Annotated in this window: 16 protein-coding genes and 1 pseudogene; 9 read left to right on the forward strand and 8 right to left on the reverse strand. The window is 66.6% G+C overall.

Annotation, left to right across the window (positions count from 1 at the left end):
* Positions 1-18: 18 nt before the first annotated feature.
* The gene (locus tag PJW05_RS02145; protein WP_271410305.1) at positions 19-723 is read right to left on the reverse strand and encodes a 3'-5' exonuclease; all 705 of its coding nucleotides are present in this window, start codon (positions 721-723) and stop codon (positions 19-21) included.
* Positions 720-2,654, reverse strand: coding sequence for a putative nucleotidyltransferase substrate binding domain-containing protein (locus tag PJW05_RS02150; protein ID WP_271410306.1), 1,935 nt, complete (start codon positions 2,652-2,654; stop codon positions 720-722). Before PJW05_RS02150 ends, PJW05_RS02145 begins: the two co-directional genes overlap by 4 nt.
* A 291-nt stretch (positions 2,655-2,945) precedes the next feature.
* On the opposite strand from PJW05_RS02150, the pseudogene PJW05_RS02155 reads away from it, so the two are divergent.
* Positions 2,946-3,377: pseudogene (locus PJW05_RS02155) on the forward strand (response regulator); the annotation flags it as partial.
* 232 nt (positions 3,378-3,609) lie between these two features.
* On the opposite strand, the gene PJW05_RS02160 reads toward PJW05_RS02155, so the two are convergent.
* On the reverse strand, positions 3,610-5,787 hold the full coding sequence (locus tag PJW05_RS02160) for a malate synthase G (RefSeq protein ID WP_271410307.1): 2,178 nt from the start codon (positions 5,785-5,787) through the stop codon (positions 3,610-3,612).
* 307 nt (positions 5,788-6,094) lie between these two features.
* Here PJW05_RS02160 and PJW05_RS02165 point away from each other — a divergent pair, with 307 nt between their 5' ends.
* Together PJW05_RS02165 and PJW05_RS02170 are read left to right on the forward strand one after the other, a co-directional pair.
* Positions 6,095-6,541 (forward strand): GNAT family N-acetyltransferase, encoded by a 447-nt coding sequence (locus tag PJW05_RS02165; RefSeq protein WP_271410308.1) that lies wholly within the window; start codon positions 6,095-6,097, stop codon positions 6,539-6,541.
* Positions 6,542-6,574: 33 nt separating this feature from the next.
* Entirely contained in the window at positions 6,575-7,093 is a 519-nt protein-coding gene (locus PJW05_RS02170) for a glycine cleavage system protein R (protein ID WP_271410309.1), read from the forward strand.
* Between the two features lie 48 nt (positions 7,094-7,141).
* Here PJW05_RS02170 and rarD read toward each other — a convergent pair whose 3' ends face one another.
* The 5 genes from rarD to PJW05_RS02195 form a co-directional block, all read right to left on the reverse strand.
* The gene (rarD, locus tag PJW05_RS02175) at positions 7,142-8,029 is read right to left on the reverse strand and encodes an EamA family transporter RarD (RefSeq protein ID WP_271410310.1); all 888 of its coding nucleotides are present in this window, start codon (positions 8,027-8,029) and stop codon (positions 7,142-7,144) included.
* 190 nt (positions 8,030-8,219) lie between these two features.
* Entirely contained in the window at positions 8,220-9,194 is a 975-nt protein-coding gene (locus tag PJW05_RS02180; protein ID WP_271410311.1) for a serine/threonine protein kinase, read from the reverse strand.
* Positions 9,195-9,312: 118 nt separating this feature from the next.
* Positions 9,313-10,077 (reverse strand): TOBE domain-containing protein, encoded by a 765-nt coding sequence (locus PJW05_RS02185; RefSeq protein ID WP_271410312.1) that lies wholly within the window; start codon positions 10,075-10,077, stop codon positions 9,313-9,315.
* 64 nt (positions 10,078-10,141) lie between these two features.
* Positions 10,142-10,870, reverse strand: a complete 729-nt coding sequence (locus PJW05_RS02190; protein ID WP_271410313.1) for a ComF family protein — start codon at positions 10,868-10,870, stop codon at positions 10,142-10,144.
* A 22-nt stretch (positions 10,871-10,892) separates the two neighbouring features.
* Complete coding sequence (locus tag PJW05_RS02195; RefSeq protein WP_271410314.1) at positions 10,893-11,186, reverse strand: hypothetical protein; 294 nt, start codon at positions 11,184-11,186, stop codon at positions 10,893-10,895.
* 226 nt (positions 11,187-11,412) lie between these two features.
* Here PJW05_RS02195 and bioB point away from each other — a divergent pair, with 226 nt between their 5' ends.
* From bioB to PJW05_RS02225, 6 genes are all read left to right on the forward strand, one after another.
* A complete protein-coding gene (gene bioB, locus PJW05_RS02200; RefSeq protein WP_271410315.1) occupies positions 11,413-12,471 on the forward strand; it encodes a biotin synthase BioB in 1,059 nt (352 codons plus the stop codon).
* Positions 12,472-12,583: 112 nt separating this feature from the next.
* On the forward strand, positions 12,584-13,765 hold the full coding sequence (gene bioF / locus PJW05_RS02205; protein ID WP_271410316.1) for an 8-amino-7-oxononanoate synthase: 1,182 nt from the start codon (positions 12,584-12,586) through the stop codon (positions 13,763-13,765).
* Positions 13,758-14,483 carry an alpha/beta fold hydrolase gene (locus PJW05_RS02210; protein WP_271410317.1) on the forward strand — a complete coding sequence of 242 codons (726 nt, stop codon included), beginning with the start codon at positions 13,758-13,760 and terminating at the stop codon, positions 14,481-14,483. The genes bioF and PJW05_RS02210 overlap by 8 nt, the downstream gene beginning before the upstream one ends.
* Positions 14,476-15,282 carry a malonyl-ACP O-methyltransferase BioC gene (gene bioC / locus PJW05_RS02215; RefSeq protein ID WP_271410318.1) on the forward strand — a complete coding sequence of 269 codons (807 nt, stop codon included), beginning with the start codon at positions 14,476-14,478 and terminating at the stop codon, positions 15,280-15,282. Before PJW05_RS02210 ends, bioC begins: the two co-directional genes overlap by 8 nt.
* Position 15,283: 1 nt before the next feature.
* Positions 15,284-15,979: a dethiobiotin synthase gene (gene bioD / locus PJW05_RS02220; RefSeq protein ID WP_271410319.1), complete on the forward strand. Its 696-nt coding sequence runs from the start codon at positions 15,284-15,286 to the stop codon at positions 15,977-15,979.
* Between the two features lie 63 nt (positions 15,980-16,042).
* On the forward strand, positions 16,043-16,294 hold the full coding sequence (locus PJW05_RS02225) for a hypothetical protein (protein WP_271410320.1): 252 nt from the start codon (positions 16,043-16,045) through the stop codon (positions 16,292-16,294).
* The last annotated feature ends 265 nt before the right edge of the window (positions 16,295-16,559 follow it).

Below are 16,559 nucleotides of genomic sequence, written 5' to 3' on the forward strand. Positions count from 1 at the left end.
CCTGCCTGCGGGGGCGTTTCAGAGCGCCGGAGCGTGTTGCCGACGCTGCCAGCGGGCCAGTGCAGACGCCAGTGCGGCGGGGCTTTCCAAGCCTTGGCGACGGGCGCGGCTGAAGAGGATGAGGGCGATCTCGGCAGTGACCAGGGCGTCGGCGCTGGCGTTGTGGCGTTGCTGCACCTGCAGCCCGAAATACGCCACCCACTCATCCAGCCCGCCGTTGCGAATGCCCGCCTCGGGGCACAGCATGGGTGCGAGTTCCGCGATGTCGAGAAAACAGTGGCGCAGGCGGTGATCGAGGTCCTGCTTCAGCGCGCGGCTCAGCATGCGCTGGTCGAAGGTGGCATGGAACGCCAGCAGCGGGCTGCCGCCGAGAAACTCCATGAAGCCCAGCAAGGCCTCGGCCGGCTCCACGCCGGCGGCCAGTTCGCTTGGCGCGATACCGTGGATCAGCACGCTGGCGCTGAGCTTGCCGGTGTCGCGCTGCAGGGTGCATTCGAACTGATTGCCGAGGTCGATGGCGCCATCGGCGATGCTCACCGCGCCGATGGACAGCACCAGGTCGCGGCTCATGTTCAGGCCGCTGGTTTCCAGGTCCAGGACCACGAAGCGCTGCTCGCGCAGGGGGCGCTCGTCCAGCGGCTGGGGTTCGGGCAGGCGGTCGCGGCGGGCGGCGAATTCCGCATCCAGGGGCGTGCGGCGGGTGAACCAGGGAAAGCCGTTCATAGCTGATAACGTAGCGCCAGGCTGGATTGCAGGCGCTGGGCCTGACGGAAGGACTCACGCAGGATGCGCCGGTCCAGGTGGTTGAGGGTGTCCGGATCGAGTCGGTTGGAGTAGGGCAGCCCCTGCCGTGCCTGGTGCTGGTGCTGCTGCATGCGGATCAGTTGGATGAAGTGGTAGGCCTCTTCATAGGCGGCGCCATCCTGCTCATCCACCACCTCGCGCGCGACCAGTTGGCGCAGGCGTTCCAGCGTGCCGCAGGCGCTGATGCCGTGGGCCAGTGCGAGCAGCCGGGCGCCGTCGACGAAGGGCGTCAGGCCCTGCACCTTGAGGTCGAGGGTGTCCTTCTCGGCGCCCTTGCGGGCCACTACGAAATCACGGAAGCGGCCCACTGGCGGGCGCTGGCGCAGGGCGTTTTCGGCCAGCATGCGCTGGAACAGGCTGTTGTCCGCCACCAGGACCAGCAGCTCACGCTGCAGCATCTCGCACCCGTCGGCGGGCCCCCAGACGGCGCGCAGGTCGAAATAGATGGAGGAGCCCAGCAGGTTTTCCGGGGTCGCCTCGCGGACGAAGCTGGCAAAGCGTCGGCTCCATTCGTTACGCGACAGGCACAGCTGCGGATTGCCGGCCATGATGCCGCCCCTGCACAGCTCGAAGCCGCAGCGGGCCAGGGACTGGTTGATGCGTTCGGCCAGCGGCAGCAGCTTTCCGCGGATGGCGGCGGCTTCCGCCGCGTCGCTGGCCTCGAAGAGGATGCCGTTGTCCTGGTCGGTGTGCAGGGTCTGCTCGCTACGGCCTTCGCTGCCGAAGCAGAGCCAGGTGAAGGGGATGCCGGGGTCGCCCATCTCCTCGATCGTCAGCTCGATCACCCGGCACACCGTGTGGTCGTTGAGCAGGGTGATGATGCGGGTGATCTGGGTGGAACTGGCGCCGTGGGCAAGCATGCTGTCCACCAGCCGCTGGATCTCGCCGCGCAGGGCGGCCAGGGTCTCGACCCGGCCGGCGTGGCGAATGGTGCGCGCCAGGTGCACCAGGTCGACGCGCTGCAGGGAGAACAGGTCGCGCTCGGACACTACGCCCAGCAGGCGTTCGTCGCTGACCACGCAGACATGGGCGATGTGTCGCTCGGTCATGGCCAGCGCCGCGTCGAAGGCACTGGCCTCCGGTGGCAGGTGGAAAGGCGCCTGGGTCATCAGCTCGGCGATGGGCTGGGCGAGGTCGGCGCTGGCGTCGGCGATCACCCGGCGCAGGTCGCGTAGGGTGAAGATACCCAGCGGCCGCTGCCTGGCGTCGACGACGACGATGCTGCCCACTTGCTGCTCATGCATCAGTCGAACCGCTTCGCGCAGCGGCAGTTGCGGCCGGCAGACGATGGGCTGGCGCACCGCCAGCTCGCCCAGCCGGGTGTCCAGCGAATATTGGGCACCGAGGGTTTCCGCCGCGCGCAACTGCACCTGCTGGTTGACCTGGTCGAGCAGGCTGCTGACCCCGCGCAGGGCGAAGTCGCGGAACGGGTTGGAAAGGGCGAACAGCTTGACGAAAGCGGCCTTGCCCAGCAGCAGGCAGAAGCTGTCCTCGCCTGCCAGGTGCTCGGTGCGGGTGGCGCGCTCGCCGAGCAGGGCGGCCAGCGGGAAGCACTCGCCGCTGGCGATCTCGAAGGTGGTCTCGGTACCGCGTCGCGCGGAGTGTGGCCGTTCCCCCACCACGCGGCCCTGCTTGACGATATAGAAGTGCTCCACCGGCCCGTCCTGGGGCTTGATGATGGACTCGCCGGCGGCATAGAAGCGCAGCAGGCAGTGTTCGACGAGGAAGGCGAGATGGGCACTTTCCATCTGATTGAAGGGCGGAAACTTCTGCAGGAACTCCATGGTGCCGTGGATGTTCTGCATCACCGCCTGCTTGCCGGCCTGGGCAAAGGCGTCTGCCTTGTTCATGGACCTGCCTGCTGGTTCTTGTCAGGGGATTCATGCTGCGCGCGGCAGCCCATCGTACAAATTGGACGTAAGTCTAAAGGAGGCTGCCGATGACGCAGGGAAAAGTGTGACGCTGTTCTCAAAAGTGCTGTTCGTCGGAAATGCAAGGCTAGGACGCTACCGTTCGGCGGAAGCCGCATTCCGCACGGGAACTTGATTGCACTTTGCCTATCGGAGCTGCGAGCCCCGTGCTAAAGCTAGAGATACGGGGAGTTGGGCCTGCCAGGGCGGCCCCGTTTCGAGGACAACCCCATGAGCTACGGTGACCTGCTGAGCGACGCCGAACTGCAAGCGCTGGACGAGGTCATGCGCGTTCCCAGCGCGCCGCCCAGCGTTCTGCTGGTCGACGACGACGAGGCCGGACGTGATGCCCTGGCCGATGAACTGGTTGCCCAGGGCATTCCCTGCATCACCGCCGAAAGCGGCGAACAAGCCCTGGCGCTGCTGGTCACGCGGCCTTCCATCGGCCTGTTGATCACCGAACTCCACATGCAGTGCGGCAGCGGCCTGGAGGTGGTGCGCCAGGTGCGCCAGTCGGCACGGGCGAGCCTGCCGGTCATCATCATTTCCGGCGATGCCGACGTGCAGGACGCCATCGAGGCGATGCATATGAAGGTGGTCGACTTCCTGCTCAAGCCGGTGGACCAGGGCCGTCTGGTCAATCTGGTGCGCAACGAACTGGGTGCCCCGCCCCAACCCAAGGCGCCGCCGCCCCAGGTGCGGCCCAGGCCGGCTAAAGCGAAAGCCAAAGCGAAGGTTATCGCGCTGAAAAGCGCTTGAAGGAACCGCCAGGGACAGGCGGTTTTTTATGCCTTCGGGAAGCGGTCGCCCGGATGAAATCCGGGCGACGATCTTGCGGAACTGACAGCTCGAAAAAGAAAAACCGCCCCGTAGGGCGGTTTTTCATGGGCGGGTCTTACAGACCGTTCTTCGCCTTGAACTCGCGGCGACGACGGTGCAGGACCGGCTCGGTGTAGCCGTTGGGCTGCTTGGTGCCTTCCACCACCAGTTCCAGCGCGGCCTGGAAGGCCACGTTGTCGGCGAAGTTCGGCGCCATCGGGCGGTACAGCGGGTCGTTGGCGTTCTGCCGGTCGACCACCGCGGCCATGCGCTCCAGGCTCTCGACGATCTGCGCCTGACTGACCACGCCATGGCGCAGCCAGTTGGCCAGCAGTTGGCTGGAAATGCGCAGGGTGGCGCGGTCTTCCATCAGGCCGACATCGTTGATGTCCGGCACCTTGGAGCAGCCGACGCCCTGGTCGATCCAGCGCACCACGTAGCCGAGGATGCCCTGGGCGTTGTTGTCCAGTTCGTTCTGGATCTCTTCCTGGCTCCAGTTGGTGTCCGGCGCCAGCGGGATGGTCAGGATGTCATCCACCGAGGCCGGGACGCGCTTGGCCAGTTCGGCCTGACGGGCAAACACGTCGACCTTGTGATAGTGCAGGGCGTGCAGGGTGGCTGCGGTGGGCGACGGTACCCAGGCGGTGTTGGCGCCGGCCATGGGGTGGCCGATCTTCTGTTCCAGCATGGCCGCCATCAGGTCCGGCATGGCCCACATGCCCTTGCCGATCTGCGCTTTGCCCTGCAGGCCAGTGGCCAGGCCGATGTCGACGTTGTTGTTCTCGTAGGAACCGATCCACTTTTCGGTCTTCATGGCGCCCTTGCGCACCATGGCGCCGGCTTCCATGGAGGTGTGGATCTCGTCACCGGTGCGGTCGAGGAAGCCGGTATTGATGAACACCACGCGCTCGGCGGCGGCCTTGATGCAGGCCTTGAGGTTGACGGTGGTGCGGCGCTCTTCGTCCATGATGCCGACCTTCAGGGTGTTGCGCGGCAGGCCGAGGACGTCTTCGACGCGGCCGAAGATCTCGGTGGCGAAGGCCACTTCCTCCGGGCCGTGCATCTTCGGCTTCACGATGTACATGCTGCCGGTGCGGCTGTTCTTGCGGCTGGTGTTGCCCTTGAGGTTGTGCAGCGCGATCAGGCCGGTGAACAGGCCGTCCTGGATGCCTTCCGGGACTTCGTTGCCGGCGGCGTCGAGGATGGCCGGGTTGGTCATCAGGTGACCGACGTTACGCACGAACAGCAGGGAGCGGCCGTGCAGGGTCAGTTCGGAACCGTCGGCCTTGGTGTAGACCCGGTCCGGGTTCATGGTGCGGGTGAAGGTCTGGCCGCCCTTGCTGACTTCTTCAGCCAGGTCGCCCTTCATCAGGCCCAGCCAATTGCGGTAGACCACGACCTTGTCGTCGGCGTCCACGGCGGCCACGGAGTCTTCGCAGTCCATGATGGTGGTCAGCGCGGACTCCATCAGTACGTCTTTCACGCCGGCGGCATCGGTCTGGCCGATGGGGCTGGACGGGTCGATCTGGATTTCGAAGTGCAGGCCATTGTGCTTCAACAGCACGGTTTGCGGCTTGGCGGCGTCGCCCTGGAAGGCGATGAACTGGGCGGCATCCTGCAGACCGGCTTCGCTGCCGTTCTTCAGGGTGACGACGAGTTGGCCGTTCTTCACCTGGTAGGCGGTGGCGTCGACGTGGGAGGCGCCTTGCAGCGGCGCAGCTTCGTCGAGGAAGGCGCGGGCGAAAGCGATCACCTTGTCGCCACGGACCTTGTTGTAGCCCTTGCCCTTCTCGGCGCCGCCTTCTTCGCTGATGGCGTCGGTGCCGTAGAGGGCATCGTAGAGCGAACCCCAGCGAGCGTTGGCGGCGTTCAGGGCAAAGCGTGCATTCATCACCGGCACCACCAGCTGCGGGCCGGCCATGCTGGCGATTTCTTCGTCGACATTCTGGGTGGTGGCCTGGAAGTCGGCCGGTTCCGGCAGCAGGTAGCCGATGTCCTGGAGGAAGGCCTTGTAGGCCACGGCGTCATGGGCCTGGCCGGCGCGGGCCTGGTGCCAGGCGTCGATCTTGGCCTGCAGTTCGTCGCGTTTGGCGAGCAGGGCTTTGTTCTTCGGAGCCAAGTCGTTGATGACGGCTTCCACACCGCCCCAGAACGTCTCGGCCGCAATGCCGGTTCCGGGGATGGCTTCGTTGTTCACGAAGTCGAACAGGACTCTGGCGACCTGAAGGCCACCGACTTGAACGCGCTCAGTCATTGCTTGCCTCACTCTGCTCAATATCCGCTCGGACCGGGGGTTTCCCTTCTTGTAGTCCGAAGCGCGGCATACTACATGAAGCCGTCGTGAAAATCAGTGGGGTCGCGTCGCTATGCGACTAAAAGCTGCTTTACGGTCACAACGGCAGGCAGAATGTTCGCAAAAAACTGGCGTATTGTTCCAGTTAAATCTGAAAAATGTACACGATGATTTTTTCAAAAGAACTGCGACAGGCCGTCGCACGGCGCTGAGGGCGGGTTTTCGGGGCTTTCCTATACTCCTGCGAACCCGTCCCCGGAGTTCTTCCATGCCTGTACATGCGGCCACCTTCGCCGATCTGGACGATCTCGCCCGGCTATTCTCCGGCTACCTGGATTTCTACCAGGTGCCCAGGGCGCAGGCGGATATCCGCGCCTTCCTCGAACAGCGTCTGGTGCGCGGTGACGCGATCCTGTTCATCGCCCGTGACGATGCCGGCGCGCCCCTCGGCCTGACCCAGCTCTACCCCTATCACTCGTCGTTGGCCCTGGCACCGGCCTGGTTGTTGAGCGATCTTTATGTAGTGCCCGCCGCTCGGCGGCAGGGCGTTGGCGAAAAGCTGATGCACGCCGCCCGCGCCCATGCCGAGCGCACCGGCGCCTGCGGTATCCAGTTGGAAACCGCGAAAACCAACCTGGCTGGCCAGGCGCTTTATGAACGGTTGGGCTACAAGCGGGACGACGTGTTCTACACCTATTGGCTGAGCCTCGCCTGAGGCGGCGCCCTTTGCCCACATGAGGAGTCGAGCGTGGATCATCTGGTATTGACGGTCATCGCGGCGGACCAGCCCGGTCTGGTGGAACGCGTCGCGCAATGCATCGCCGCCCATGGCGGCAACTGGCTGGAAAGCCGCATGTCGCGCATGGCGGGGCAGTTCGCCGGGATATTGCGGGTCGCGGTTGCCGCCGAAGGCCACGACGAACTGGTGGAAGCGCTGCAGGGGCTGAGCGCCCACGGCATCCGCGTGATGCTGGCACAGAGTGGCATCGAGCCGTCCTGCACGTGGAAACCGATCCGGCTGGATCTGGTGGGTAACGACCGCCCGGGCATCGTCCGTGACATCACCCGGTTGCTGGCGGAACTGGGGGTCAACCTGGAAAGCCTGGTGACCGAAGTGATGCCGGCGCCGATGAGCAGCGAGCCGCTGTTCCACGCCGAAGCGCTGCTGGCGGTGCCGCTGACGCTGTCACTGGACACCTTGCAGGCGAAGCTTGAAAGCCTGGCGGACGAGTTGATGGTGGAGCTGAACCTGCACCAGGAGAAGTGAAGCGCCACGGTGGAACTCCGCGAGGCGACGTTCCACCGTGGGCGGGATTCAGGCCCGGCGTCGCAGGGTGAGCCAGACGTCGACGCTGTAGACGGCCAGACCTGCCCAGATGAAGCAGAAGGCCAGCAGCTTGCTCGGGTCGAAGTGTTCGTCGAACAGGAAGATCGCCTGCAGCATCACCAGGGTCGGCGCCAGGTACTGGAGGAAGCCCAGGGTGGTGTAGGGCAGGTGGCGTGCGGCGGCGTTGAAGCACACCAGCGGTACCAGGGTGATGGGGCCGGCGGCGATCAGCCAGAGGGACTCGGAACTGCCCCAGAAATCGCCCTGGGCCGACAGGGCGGCGGGGTGCAGCAGCAGCCAGCCGATGGCCAGGGGCAACAGCAGCCAGGTTTCCACCACCAGGCCGGGTAGCGCTGCCACCGGGGCCTGCTTGCGGATCAATCCATAGAAGCCGAAGGTCAGCGCCAGGGTCAGGGACACCCAGGGCAGCGTGCCCACCTGCCAGATCTGCTGGGCCACGCCGACGGCCGCCAGCAGCACGGCGATCCACTGCAGGCGGCGCAGGCGCTCGCCGAGGAGCAGCATCCCCAGTAGCACGTTCACCAGCGGGTTGATGTAGTAGCCCAGGCTGGCTTCCAGCATCCGTCCGTTGTTCACCGCCCAGACGTACACCAGCCAGTTGCCGGCGATCAGCAGGCCGCTGGCGGCGAGCACGCCGAAGCGCTTGGGGTTTTCCCGCAGTTCGCGGAGCCAGCCGGGGTGCTTCCACACCAGCAGCAGCGTGGCGCCGAACAGCGCGGACCACAGCGCACGGTGGACGATGATCTCCAGCGCCGGCACGCTCTGGATGGCTTTGAAGTAGAGCGGAAAGAGTCCCCAGATGATGTAGGCGGAGAGCCCGAGGATGTACCCGCGGCGCGGGTCGGCGGTGGCCATGGAGTGTCCTTGCTTAGGCAGCTAACGAGTGGTCGGACATTCTAGTGGGCGCCGCGCAGACTTGTCTGTGCACTCAGGTTCTTCCAAGGGGCTGCGCAAGCGAAAGGCGTAAGGGCTTCTTTACGACAGGGTGTGGCTTGCCTTGTGTGGGCGATTTCAATCGCCAATGAATTCGCCCACCGGATCGGATTCAGAACAGCTTCAGCGGCTCCTCGTCCAGCGCCGCCAGCTGTTCCCGCAGGGTGAGGATCTGATCCCCCCAGTAGCGCTCGCTGCCGAACCAGGAGAAGTGCATGGGGAAGGCCGGGTCGTCCCAGCGGCGGGCGATCCAGGCGCTGTGGTGCATCAGGCGCAGGGCGCGCAGGCCTTCGACCAGTGGCAGCTCGCGCGGGACGAAGTCGTGGAATTCCTGGTAGCCGTCCACCAGCTCGGCAAGCTGGGCGAGGCGCTCATGGCGCGTGCCGGCCAGCATCATCCACAGGTCCTGTACGGCTGGGCCCATGCGGCAATCGTCCAGGTCCACCACATGGAAAACCTCGTCGCGGCACAACAGGTTGCCCGGATGGCAGTCGCCATGCAGGCGGATCGGCTGGTAAGGCACGCTGGCGAACAGGGCGTCCAGGCGCTTGAGCAAATCGCGGGCCACCGATTCATAGGCGGGCAGCAGGCTGCGGGGAATGAAACCACCCTCCAGCAGGGTGGCCAGGGACTGGTGGCCAAAGTTGTCCACCGTCAGGGTTTCGCGCTGTTCGAAGGGGCGACTGGCGCCCACGGCGTGGAGACGGCCGAGCAACTGGCCAAGGCGGTAGAGCTGGTCGAGGTTGCCCGGCTCCGGCGCACGGCCGCCCCGCCGCGGAAAGAGGGCGAAGCGGAAGCTCCCATGTTCGAACAGGCTTTCGCCATCCCGTGCCAGGGGAGCCACCACCGGCACCTCGCACTCCGCCAGCTCGGCGGTGAAGGCATGTTCTTCGCGGATCGCCGCGTCGCGCCAGCGGTCCGGCCGGTAGAACTTGGCGATCAGCGGTTCGCCGTCCTCGATGCCCACCTGGTAGACGCGGTTCTCGTAGCTGTTCAACGCGAGGATGCGTGCGTCGCTGAGGAAGCCGAGGCTTTCCACGGCATCCAGTACCAGGTCGGGGGTAAGGTCATCGAAAGGGTGGGACATGGGGCGCTCCGGCAGTCAGGCGCCCAGTCTATCCCCAATGGCCGGCTGCGCGGCGGAATCGCTGCGTCGTGAATGGCTTCCGGGGCTCATTGACCGCTCGCTCGACCGGTGGCGTCGTTCAGAGCGCTGTACCGAGCAGCACCTGCCCCGGCGCGAACTGTGCCCGCACCGGGTCGCCGCTGGCGAGGCCGAGCTGTGCCAGGCGCTCGGGCTCGACCAGGGCGCAGAGGGTCTGGCCGTGGGGGAGGGCGATGCGCACTTCGCTGGGGCCGTCCTCGGCACCGAGGATTTCCACGATGCGGCCCTGCAGCTGGTTGAGCGTTTCGTCCGCCGGCGCGGAAAGTGGCTGCAGGCGCAGCCAGCCGGCCTTGATCAGTGCCACGACCGAGCGTCCGGCCGCCAGTTCCAGCTTCTCGGTGCTGTCGTGGGTGATCTGCGCCAGCAGCGGCATACCGCCGGCCAGTTCGATCGTGACCACGTCGTTGCGGCCCCTGGACTCGATGGCGAGCACCCGCCCGCTCAACTGGTTGCGCGCGCTGGTGCGCAGCATCAGGCGGCCCAGCAGCTCCAGGTCCTGCTCGCTCTCGGCGCTTTCCAGCAGGCGCGCCTGCAGGCTTTCCAGGCGTTTGTAGAGGGCCAGCAGGCGTTCGCCCTCGGCAGACAGTCGCGCACCGCCGCCACCCTTGCCGCCCACCATGCGCTCCACCAGGGGGCGCTCGGCCAGGTTGTTCAGCTCATCGATGGCATCCCAGGCGGCCTTGTAGCTCAGGCCCGCGGCCTTGGCGGCGCGGGTGATGGAGCCCTGCACGGCGATCTGCTCCAGCAGCGCCAGGCGCTGTGGGCGACGGGTGAGTTGCTGGGTGAGGGCGCTGGTCAGGCTCATGGGCGGGCGCTTGTCGAGAGGGCTGGCGCGCAGGCTGCGCTCGCTGCTTTCCAACGTCAAGCCTTCAGGTGTCGCCCGGCTTGGGCGTGCGCGCCAGGCAGTAGACATCCACCCGCGCTGCGCCCGCACGCTTCAATGCGCGGGCGAGGACGTGCGCGGTGGTGCCGGTGGTCAGCACGTCGTCGACTACGGCCAGGTGAAGGCCGCGGACGTTGACGCCGGCGTCCAGGGCGAAGGCCCGGCGCAGGTTGCGGCGGCGGGCGGCGGCATCCAGGTGTTGCTGGGGCGGGCCGTCTTCCACGCGCCGCAGCCAGTCGGCCTGCACGGGAATCCCCAGCGTGTCGCCCAGCCAGCGGGCGAGCATCTGTGCCTGGTTGAACCCCCGCTGGCGCAGGCGCCTTGCCGCCAGCGGCACCGGCAGCAAGACGTCCGGGCGCGGCAGGCCGTCGTTGAAGGCCTGTTCGAGATGCTGGGCCAGCAGTTCGCCCAGCAGCCGGCCGAGGGGCCAACGCGCCTGGTGCTTGAAGCGGGTGATCAGGCTGTCCACCGGGAATCCATAGCGCCAGGGAGCCTCCACCCGTTCGAAGGGTGGCGGCCGTTTCAGGCAGTCGCCGCAGGGCAGGCCGCTGGTCGGCAAGGGCAGCGCGCAGTTGACGCAATGACCGGCCAGCCAGGGCAGCTCGGTCTCGCAGTCGGCGCAGATGGGCAGGTCGCCACCCTCGCCGTGGCAGAGCAGGCAGCGTGGTGTCTGGCGAAGCCAGGCCGGCCGCAACCGGGCGAACAGCGTGAGCATGATCCCCTCCCTGGGACATGGTTCAGACGATCAGCCAGCTCATCACCACCAGGCCGAGGAAGGTCAGCACCAGGCCGCCGATGAGGGATTTGCGGAGGAGCGCGCGGATGCCGCTGTAAAGCAGGAGCAGCCCGATCACCAGCAGGATCAGGCTGATGAGGGAAAGGTCCATGCCGATCGCCCGTGCCAGGCCGTTGAGAAAGTCGTCGATGGCCTGGCCGATCCCGCCCAACAGGCCGGAGAGCAGGTCGACGACGAAGCGGATGGCGGTGCCGATGATCCGCCCGAGCCACTCGAAAAATCCTTCTGTACGCATTGCGAAATGGTGCTCCTTGAACGGTGAGGCTGCCTGGATTGGAGTTTCGCCGGCGTTTCTGGTTCAGTGTGTTGGTTGACGATTAATTGATCAGATGTCGACCTGTGTCGCAATCATGGTTGACAGCGTCACAGCTCCACATATGATGCCCTAAGCCTGAATTCCCGGATTCCCCGTCCGGGTATCCCTGACAAGAGGCGCCGTCCAAGCGTCGAAGGAAACCTCCATGAGTGCAACCGCATCCCTCGCTACCCGTCATGACTGGTCCCTCGCCGAGGTGAAGGCCCTCTTCGAGCAGCCGTTCAACGACCTGCTGTTCCAGGCCCAGACCGTTCATCGTGCGCACTTCGACCCGAACCGGGTGCAGGTTTCCACCCTGCTGTCGATCAAGACCGGCGCCTGCCCGGAAGACTGCAAGTACTGCCCGCAGTCCGGCCACTACAACACCGGCCTGGACAAGGAAAAGCTCATGGAAGTGCAGAAGGTCCTGGAGGCCGCTGCCGAAGCCAAGGCCATCGGCTCCACCCGCTTCTGCATGGGCGCCGCCTGGAAGCACCCGTCCGCCAAGGACATGCCCTACGTGCTGGAAATGGTGAAGGGCGTGAAGAAGCTCGGCCTGGAAACCTGCATGACCCTGGGCAAGCTGACCCAGGAGCAGACCCTGGCCCTGGCCGAAGCCGGCCTGGACTACTACAACCACAACCTCGATACCTCGCCGGAGTTCTACGGCAACATCATCACCACCCGCACCTACAGCGAGCGCCTGCAGACCCTGGCCTACGTGCGCGAGGCGGGGATGAAGATCTGCTCCGGCGGCATCCTCGGCATGGGTGAGTCGGTGGACGACCGCGCCGGCCTGCTGATCCAGCTGGCCAATCTGCCGGAGCATCCGGAGTCGGTGCCGATCAACATGCTGGTCAAAGTGAAGGGCACTCCGCTGGCCGAGGAGAAGGACGTCGATCCGTTCGACTTCATCCGCACCCTGGCCGTGGCGCGGATCATGATGCCGAAGTCCCATGTGCGCCTGTCCGCCGGTCGCGAGCAGATGAACGAGCAGATGCAGGCCCTGGCCTTCATGGCGGGCGCCAACTCGATCTTCTACGGCGAGAAGCTGCTGACCACCAAGAACCCGCAGGCGGAGAAGGACATGCAGCTGTTCGCCCGCCTCGGCATCAAGCCCGAAGAGCGCGAAGAGCACGCCGACGAAGTGCACCAGGCCGCCATCGAACAGGCCCTGGTGGAGCAGCGCGACTCGCAACTGTTCTACAACGCCGCTTCCGCCTGACGTCCCGTCTGGTGGATGGAGAACGCGCCATCCACCCTACGCAGAACCCGACCTCTTCGTAGGGTGGATAACCCGTTTGCGGTTATCCACCAGCTACCGGTGATCCATTCCGATGTCCTTCGATCTCGCCTCCCGCCTCGCCGCCCGCCATGCGGACAACCTCCATCGCCAGCGCCCGCTGCTGGAAAGCCCGCAGGGCCCCGTGGTGGTGGTGGACGGCCGGCCCATGCTGGCCTTCTGTTCCAACGACTACCTGGGCCTGGCCAACCATCCCGAGGTGGTCCGTGCGCTGCGCGATGGCGCGCAGACGTGGGGCTCCGGTGGTGGCGCCTCGCACCTGGTGATCGGCCACAGCGGCCCGCACCATGACCTGGAGCTGGCCCTGGCCGAATTCACCGGCCGGCCCCGCGCGTTGCTGTTCTCCACCGGCTACATGGCCAACCTGGGCGCGGTCACCGCGCTGCTGGGCAAGGGCGACACCGTGTTGGAGGATCGCCTCAACCACGCGTCCCTGCTGGACGCCGGCCTGCTCTCCGGGGCGCGCTTCTCGCGCTACCTGCACAACGACGTCGACAGCCTCGCCAGCCGCCTGGAGAAGGCCGAGGGCAATACGCTGGTGGTCACCGATGGCGTCTTCAGCATGGACGGCGACCTGGCGGACCTGCCGGCCCTCTGCGCCGCGGCGAAGGCGCGTGGTGCCTGGGTGATGGTGGACGACGCCCACGGTTTCGGCCCGTTGGGCGCCACTGGCGGCGGCATCGTCGAGCATTTCGGCCTGGGTCAGGACGATGTGCCCGTGCTGGTGGGAACCCTGGGCAAGGCCTTCGGCACCGCTGGCGCCTTCGTCGCCGGCAGCGAGGAACTGATCGAGACGCTGATCCAGTTCGCCCGCCCTTACATCTACACCACCAGCCAGCCTCCGGCCGTGGCCTGCGCCACCCTCAAGAGTCTGGAGCTGCTGCAGCGCGAAAGCTGGCGCCGCGAACACCTGAACGCGCTGATCCGCCGTTTCCGGGCTGGCGCGGCCGAGATCGGCCTGACCCTGATGGACAGTCCGACACCCATCCAGCCCATCCTGATCGGCGACAGTGCCCGTGCCCTGAAACTGTCCGCCCTGTTGCGCGAACGCGGCATCCTGGTCGGCGCCATTCGCCCGCCCACTGTGCCGGCCGGCAGCGCGCGACTGCGCGTCACCTTCTCCGCCGCTCACAGCGAAGAACAGCTTGAATCCTTGTTGAGTGCCCTGGCCGAATGCTGGGGAGTGCTGGCCAGGGAGGAAGCCGCCCATGCGTGAGCGTCTTATTCTGCTACCCGGCTGGGCCATTGGCCCGGCCGCCCTCGAGCCTCTGCGCGACGCCTTGCTGGAGCTCGCACCGCATGTGCACGTGGAAATCGAGCCCTTGCCCGCCCTGGAGCAGGCCGGCGCCTGGCTCGACGAACTGGACGCGCGCCTGCCCCAGGACTGCTGGTTGGCCGGCTGGTCCCTCGGCGGCATGCTGGCCGCGCAGTTGGCCGCGCGCCGCGGCGATGCCTGCCGTGGCCTGATCGGCCTGTGCAGCAATATGAGCTTTCGCGACCGGGACGACTGGCCCTGCGCCATGTCCGGCGACATCTTCGCGGCGTTCCACGAGGCCTGCCGCCTCGATCCGGCGCAAACCCTCAAGCGCTTCACCATGCTGGTGGCCCAAGGGGCGCGGGATGCCCGCACCCTGGCGCGCCAACTGCAGGTCACCCAACTGCCCACCGAACCGAAAGTACTGGATGCCGGCCTGCGCCTGCTGGACGTGTTGGATGTCCGCGCCGCGATCCAGGGCTACGCCGGGCCGCAAATGCACCTGTTCGCCGGCCGTGATGCGCTGGTGCCGGCCACGGCCGCCGATGCGCTGCTGGAGTGGTTGCCGGACGTGGAGGTGCAGGTCTTCGCCGAGGCCAGTCATGGCCTGCCGCTGGAGCGGTCGGACGAGGTGGCGGCGGCAATCCTCGATTTCATGCGCGAGGGTGGCGATGACTGATCCGCGGATTGCCGAAGGCCCTCTGCCGGACAAACGTCAGGTCGCGGCTTCGTTTTCCCGTGCGGCGGCCAGCTACGACAGTGTCGCGGCCCTGCAGCGCGCGGTCGGCAATGAGCTGCTGCGCCGCTTGCCGGACGGTTTCGCGCCGCAGCGCTGGCTCGACCTGGGCTGCGGCACCGGCTACTTCTCCCGCACCCTGGCCGCGCGCTTCCCACAGAGCGAAGGCCTGGCACTGGATATCGCCGAAGGCATGCTGCGCCACGCCCGGCCCCTGGGAGGCGCGCGTCGGTTCGTGGCTGGGGACGCCGAGCACCTGCCGTTGGCCGGCGGCACTCAGCAACTGATCTATTCCAGTCTCGCCGTGCAATGGTGCGCCGATTTCGCCGCCGTGCTCGCCGAGGCTCGCCGCGTGCTGCAGCCGGGCGGCGTGTTCGCCTTCAGCAGCCTGTGCGTCGGCACCCTGCAGGAACTGCGCGACAGTTGGCAGGCGGTGGATGGTTTCGTCCACGTCAACCGTTTCCGCCGCCTGGAGGACTACCAGGATCTCTGTGCCGCCAGTGGCCTGCTGCCGCTGGACCTGGGCAGTCAGGCCGAAGTGCTGCACTACGCCGACCTGCGCACCCTGACCCATGAACTCAAGGCCCTTGGCGCCCACAACCTCAACCCAGGCCGCCCCGGCGGGTTGACCGGGCGAGCACGCATTCTCGCGCTGGTGGAGGCCTACGAGCGCTTCCGCCAGCCCCAGGGCCTGCCGGCCACCTACCAGGTGGTCTACGGCGTACTGAAGAAGGAAGACTGACATGGCGGCGGCCTATTTCGTCACTGGCACCGATACCGAGATTGGCAAGACCACCATCGCCGCCGGCCTGCTGCATGCGGCGCGTCTGGCGGGTCTGTCGACTGCCGCGGCCAAGCCGGTGGCCTCGGGCTGCGAGGAAACCGCCGCGGGTCTGCGCAACGGTGATGCCCTGGCGCTGCTGGACGAGTGTTCGTTGCCATTGGCCTACGACGAGGTCAACCCGCTGGCCTTCGCCCCGGCCATCGCGCCGCACCTCGCTGCCCGAGAGGCCGGTGTGGTGCTGGATATCGAAGCCCTGGTGGCGCCGGTGCGCCGGGTGCTGGCCAAGGGGGCCGATTTCTGCCTGGTGGAGGGCGCTGGTGGCTGGCGCGTTCCCCTGGCCGGTTCCGCCAGCCTGTCCGACCTGCCCATCGCCCTCGGCCTGCCGGTGATCCTGGTGGTGGGTGTGCGCCTGGGCTGCATCAACCATGCGCTGCTGACCGCCGAGGCGATCCGGCGCGACGGGCTGGCCCTGGCGGGCTGGGTCGCCAATCTGGTGGACCCGCATACCTCGCGCCTGGAGGCGAATCTCGCCACCCTGGCCGAGCGCCTGCCTGCGCCTTGCCTCGGTCGCGTTCCACGCCTGGACGAGGCGGCTCCAGCGGCGGTGGCGCGTCATCTCGACTTGTCGCCGCTGGTGACGTTCGTCTCGCAGTGATTGCGTATTGCCATGCCGGCTGCTTCAATTGCCGGCACTCTCCTATCTGCTTCGGTATCCACCATGGAAATCCAGGGTAGTGCCTTCAGCGCCGGCCTCGGCGCGATCCAGTCCGGTCAGCGCCGCCTCGACCAGGCCGCTGGCGAGATCGCCAGCGCCAACGTGCCTCCCGCCGACGCATCGACACAGCATGGCGCCGAGCTCGCGGGCAATCTGGTCGAGCTCACGGTGGCCAAGCTGCAGACCCAGGCTGGAGCCAAGGTCGTCGCAACCGCCGACGATGTCCTCGGCACCCTGATCGATACCCACGCCTGATCCGCGCGGCCGCCATCGCGGCGGCTCTGCCCCCGGCCTCCCGGCACCCTGCCCCCCCTGCTGCTCAGTTTCTTGATCTTTACTGTCTCAAGGCAGGGTTTTCTGCTGCCTGCCAGGGACATGTGACCGGCCGGTCGGGCGGAGCGCTTGACAGGGCATTGGCGTAAACGTATGTTTCAAACGCCTGTTTGATTGCTGTCGCAATCACCACCAGATGCCGCAAGCGACCGGCGCTCCGGTCAGCTGAACTAGGAACCCACCGCAG

Origin of the sequence: Pseudomonas sp. Q1-7 (assembly GCF_028010285.1) — a bacterium.
Taxonomy (GTDB): domain Bacteria; phylum Pseudomonadota; class Gammaproteobacteria; order Pseudomonadales; family Pseudomonadaceae; genus Metapseudomonas.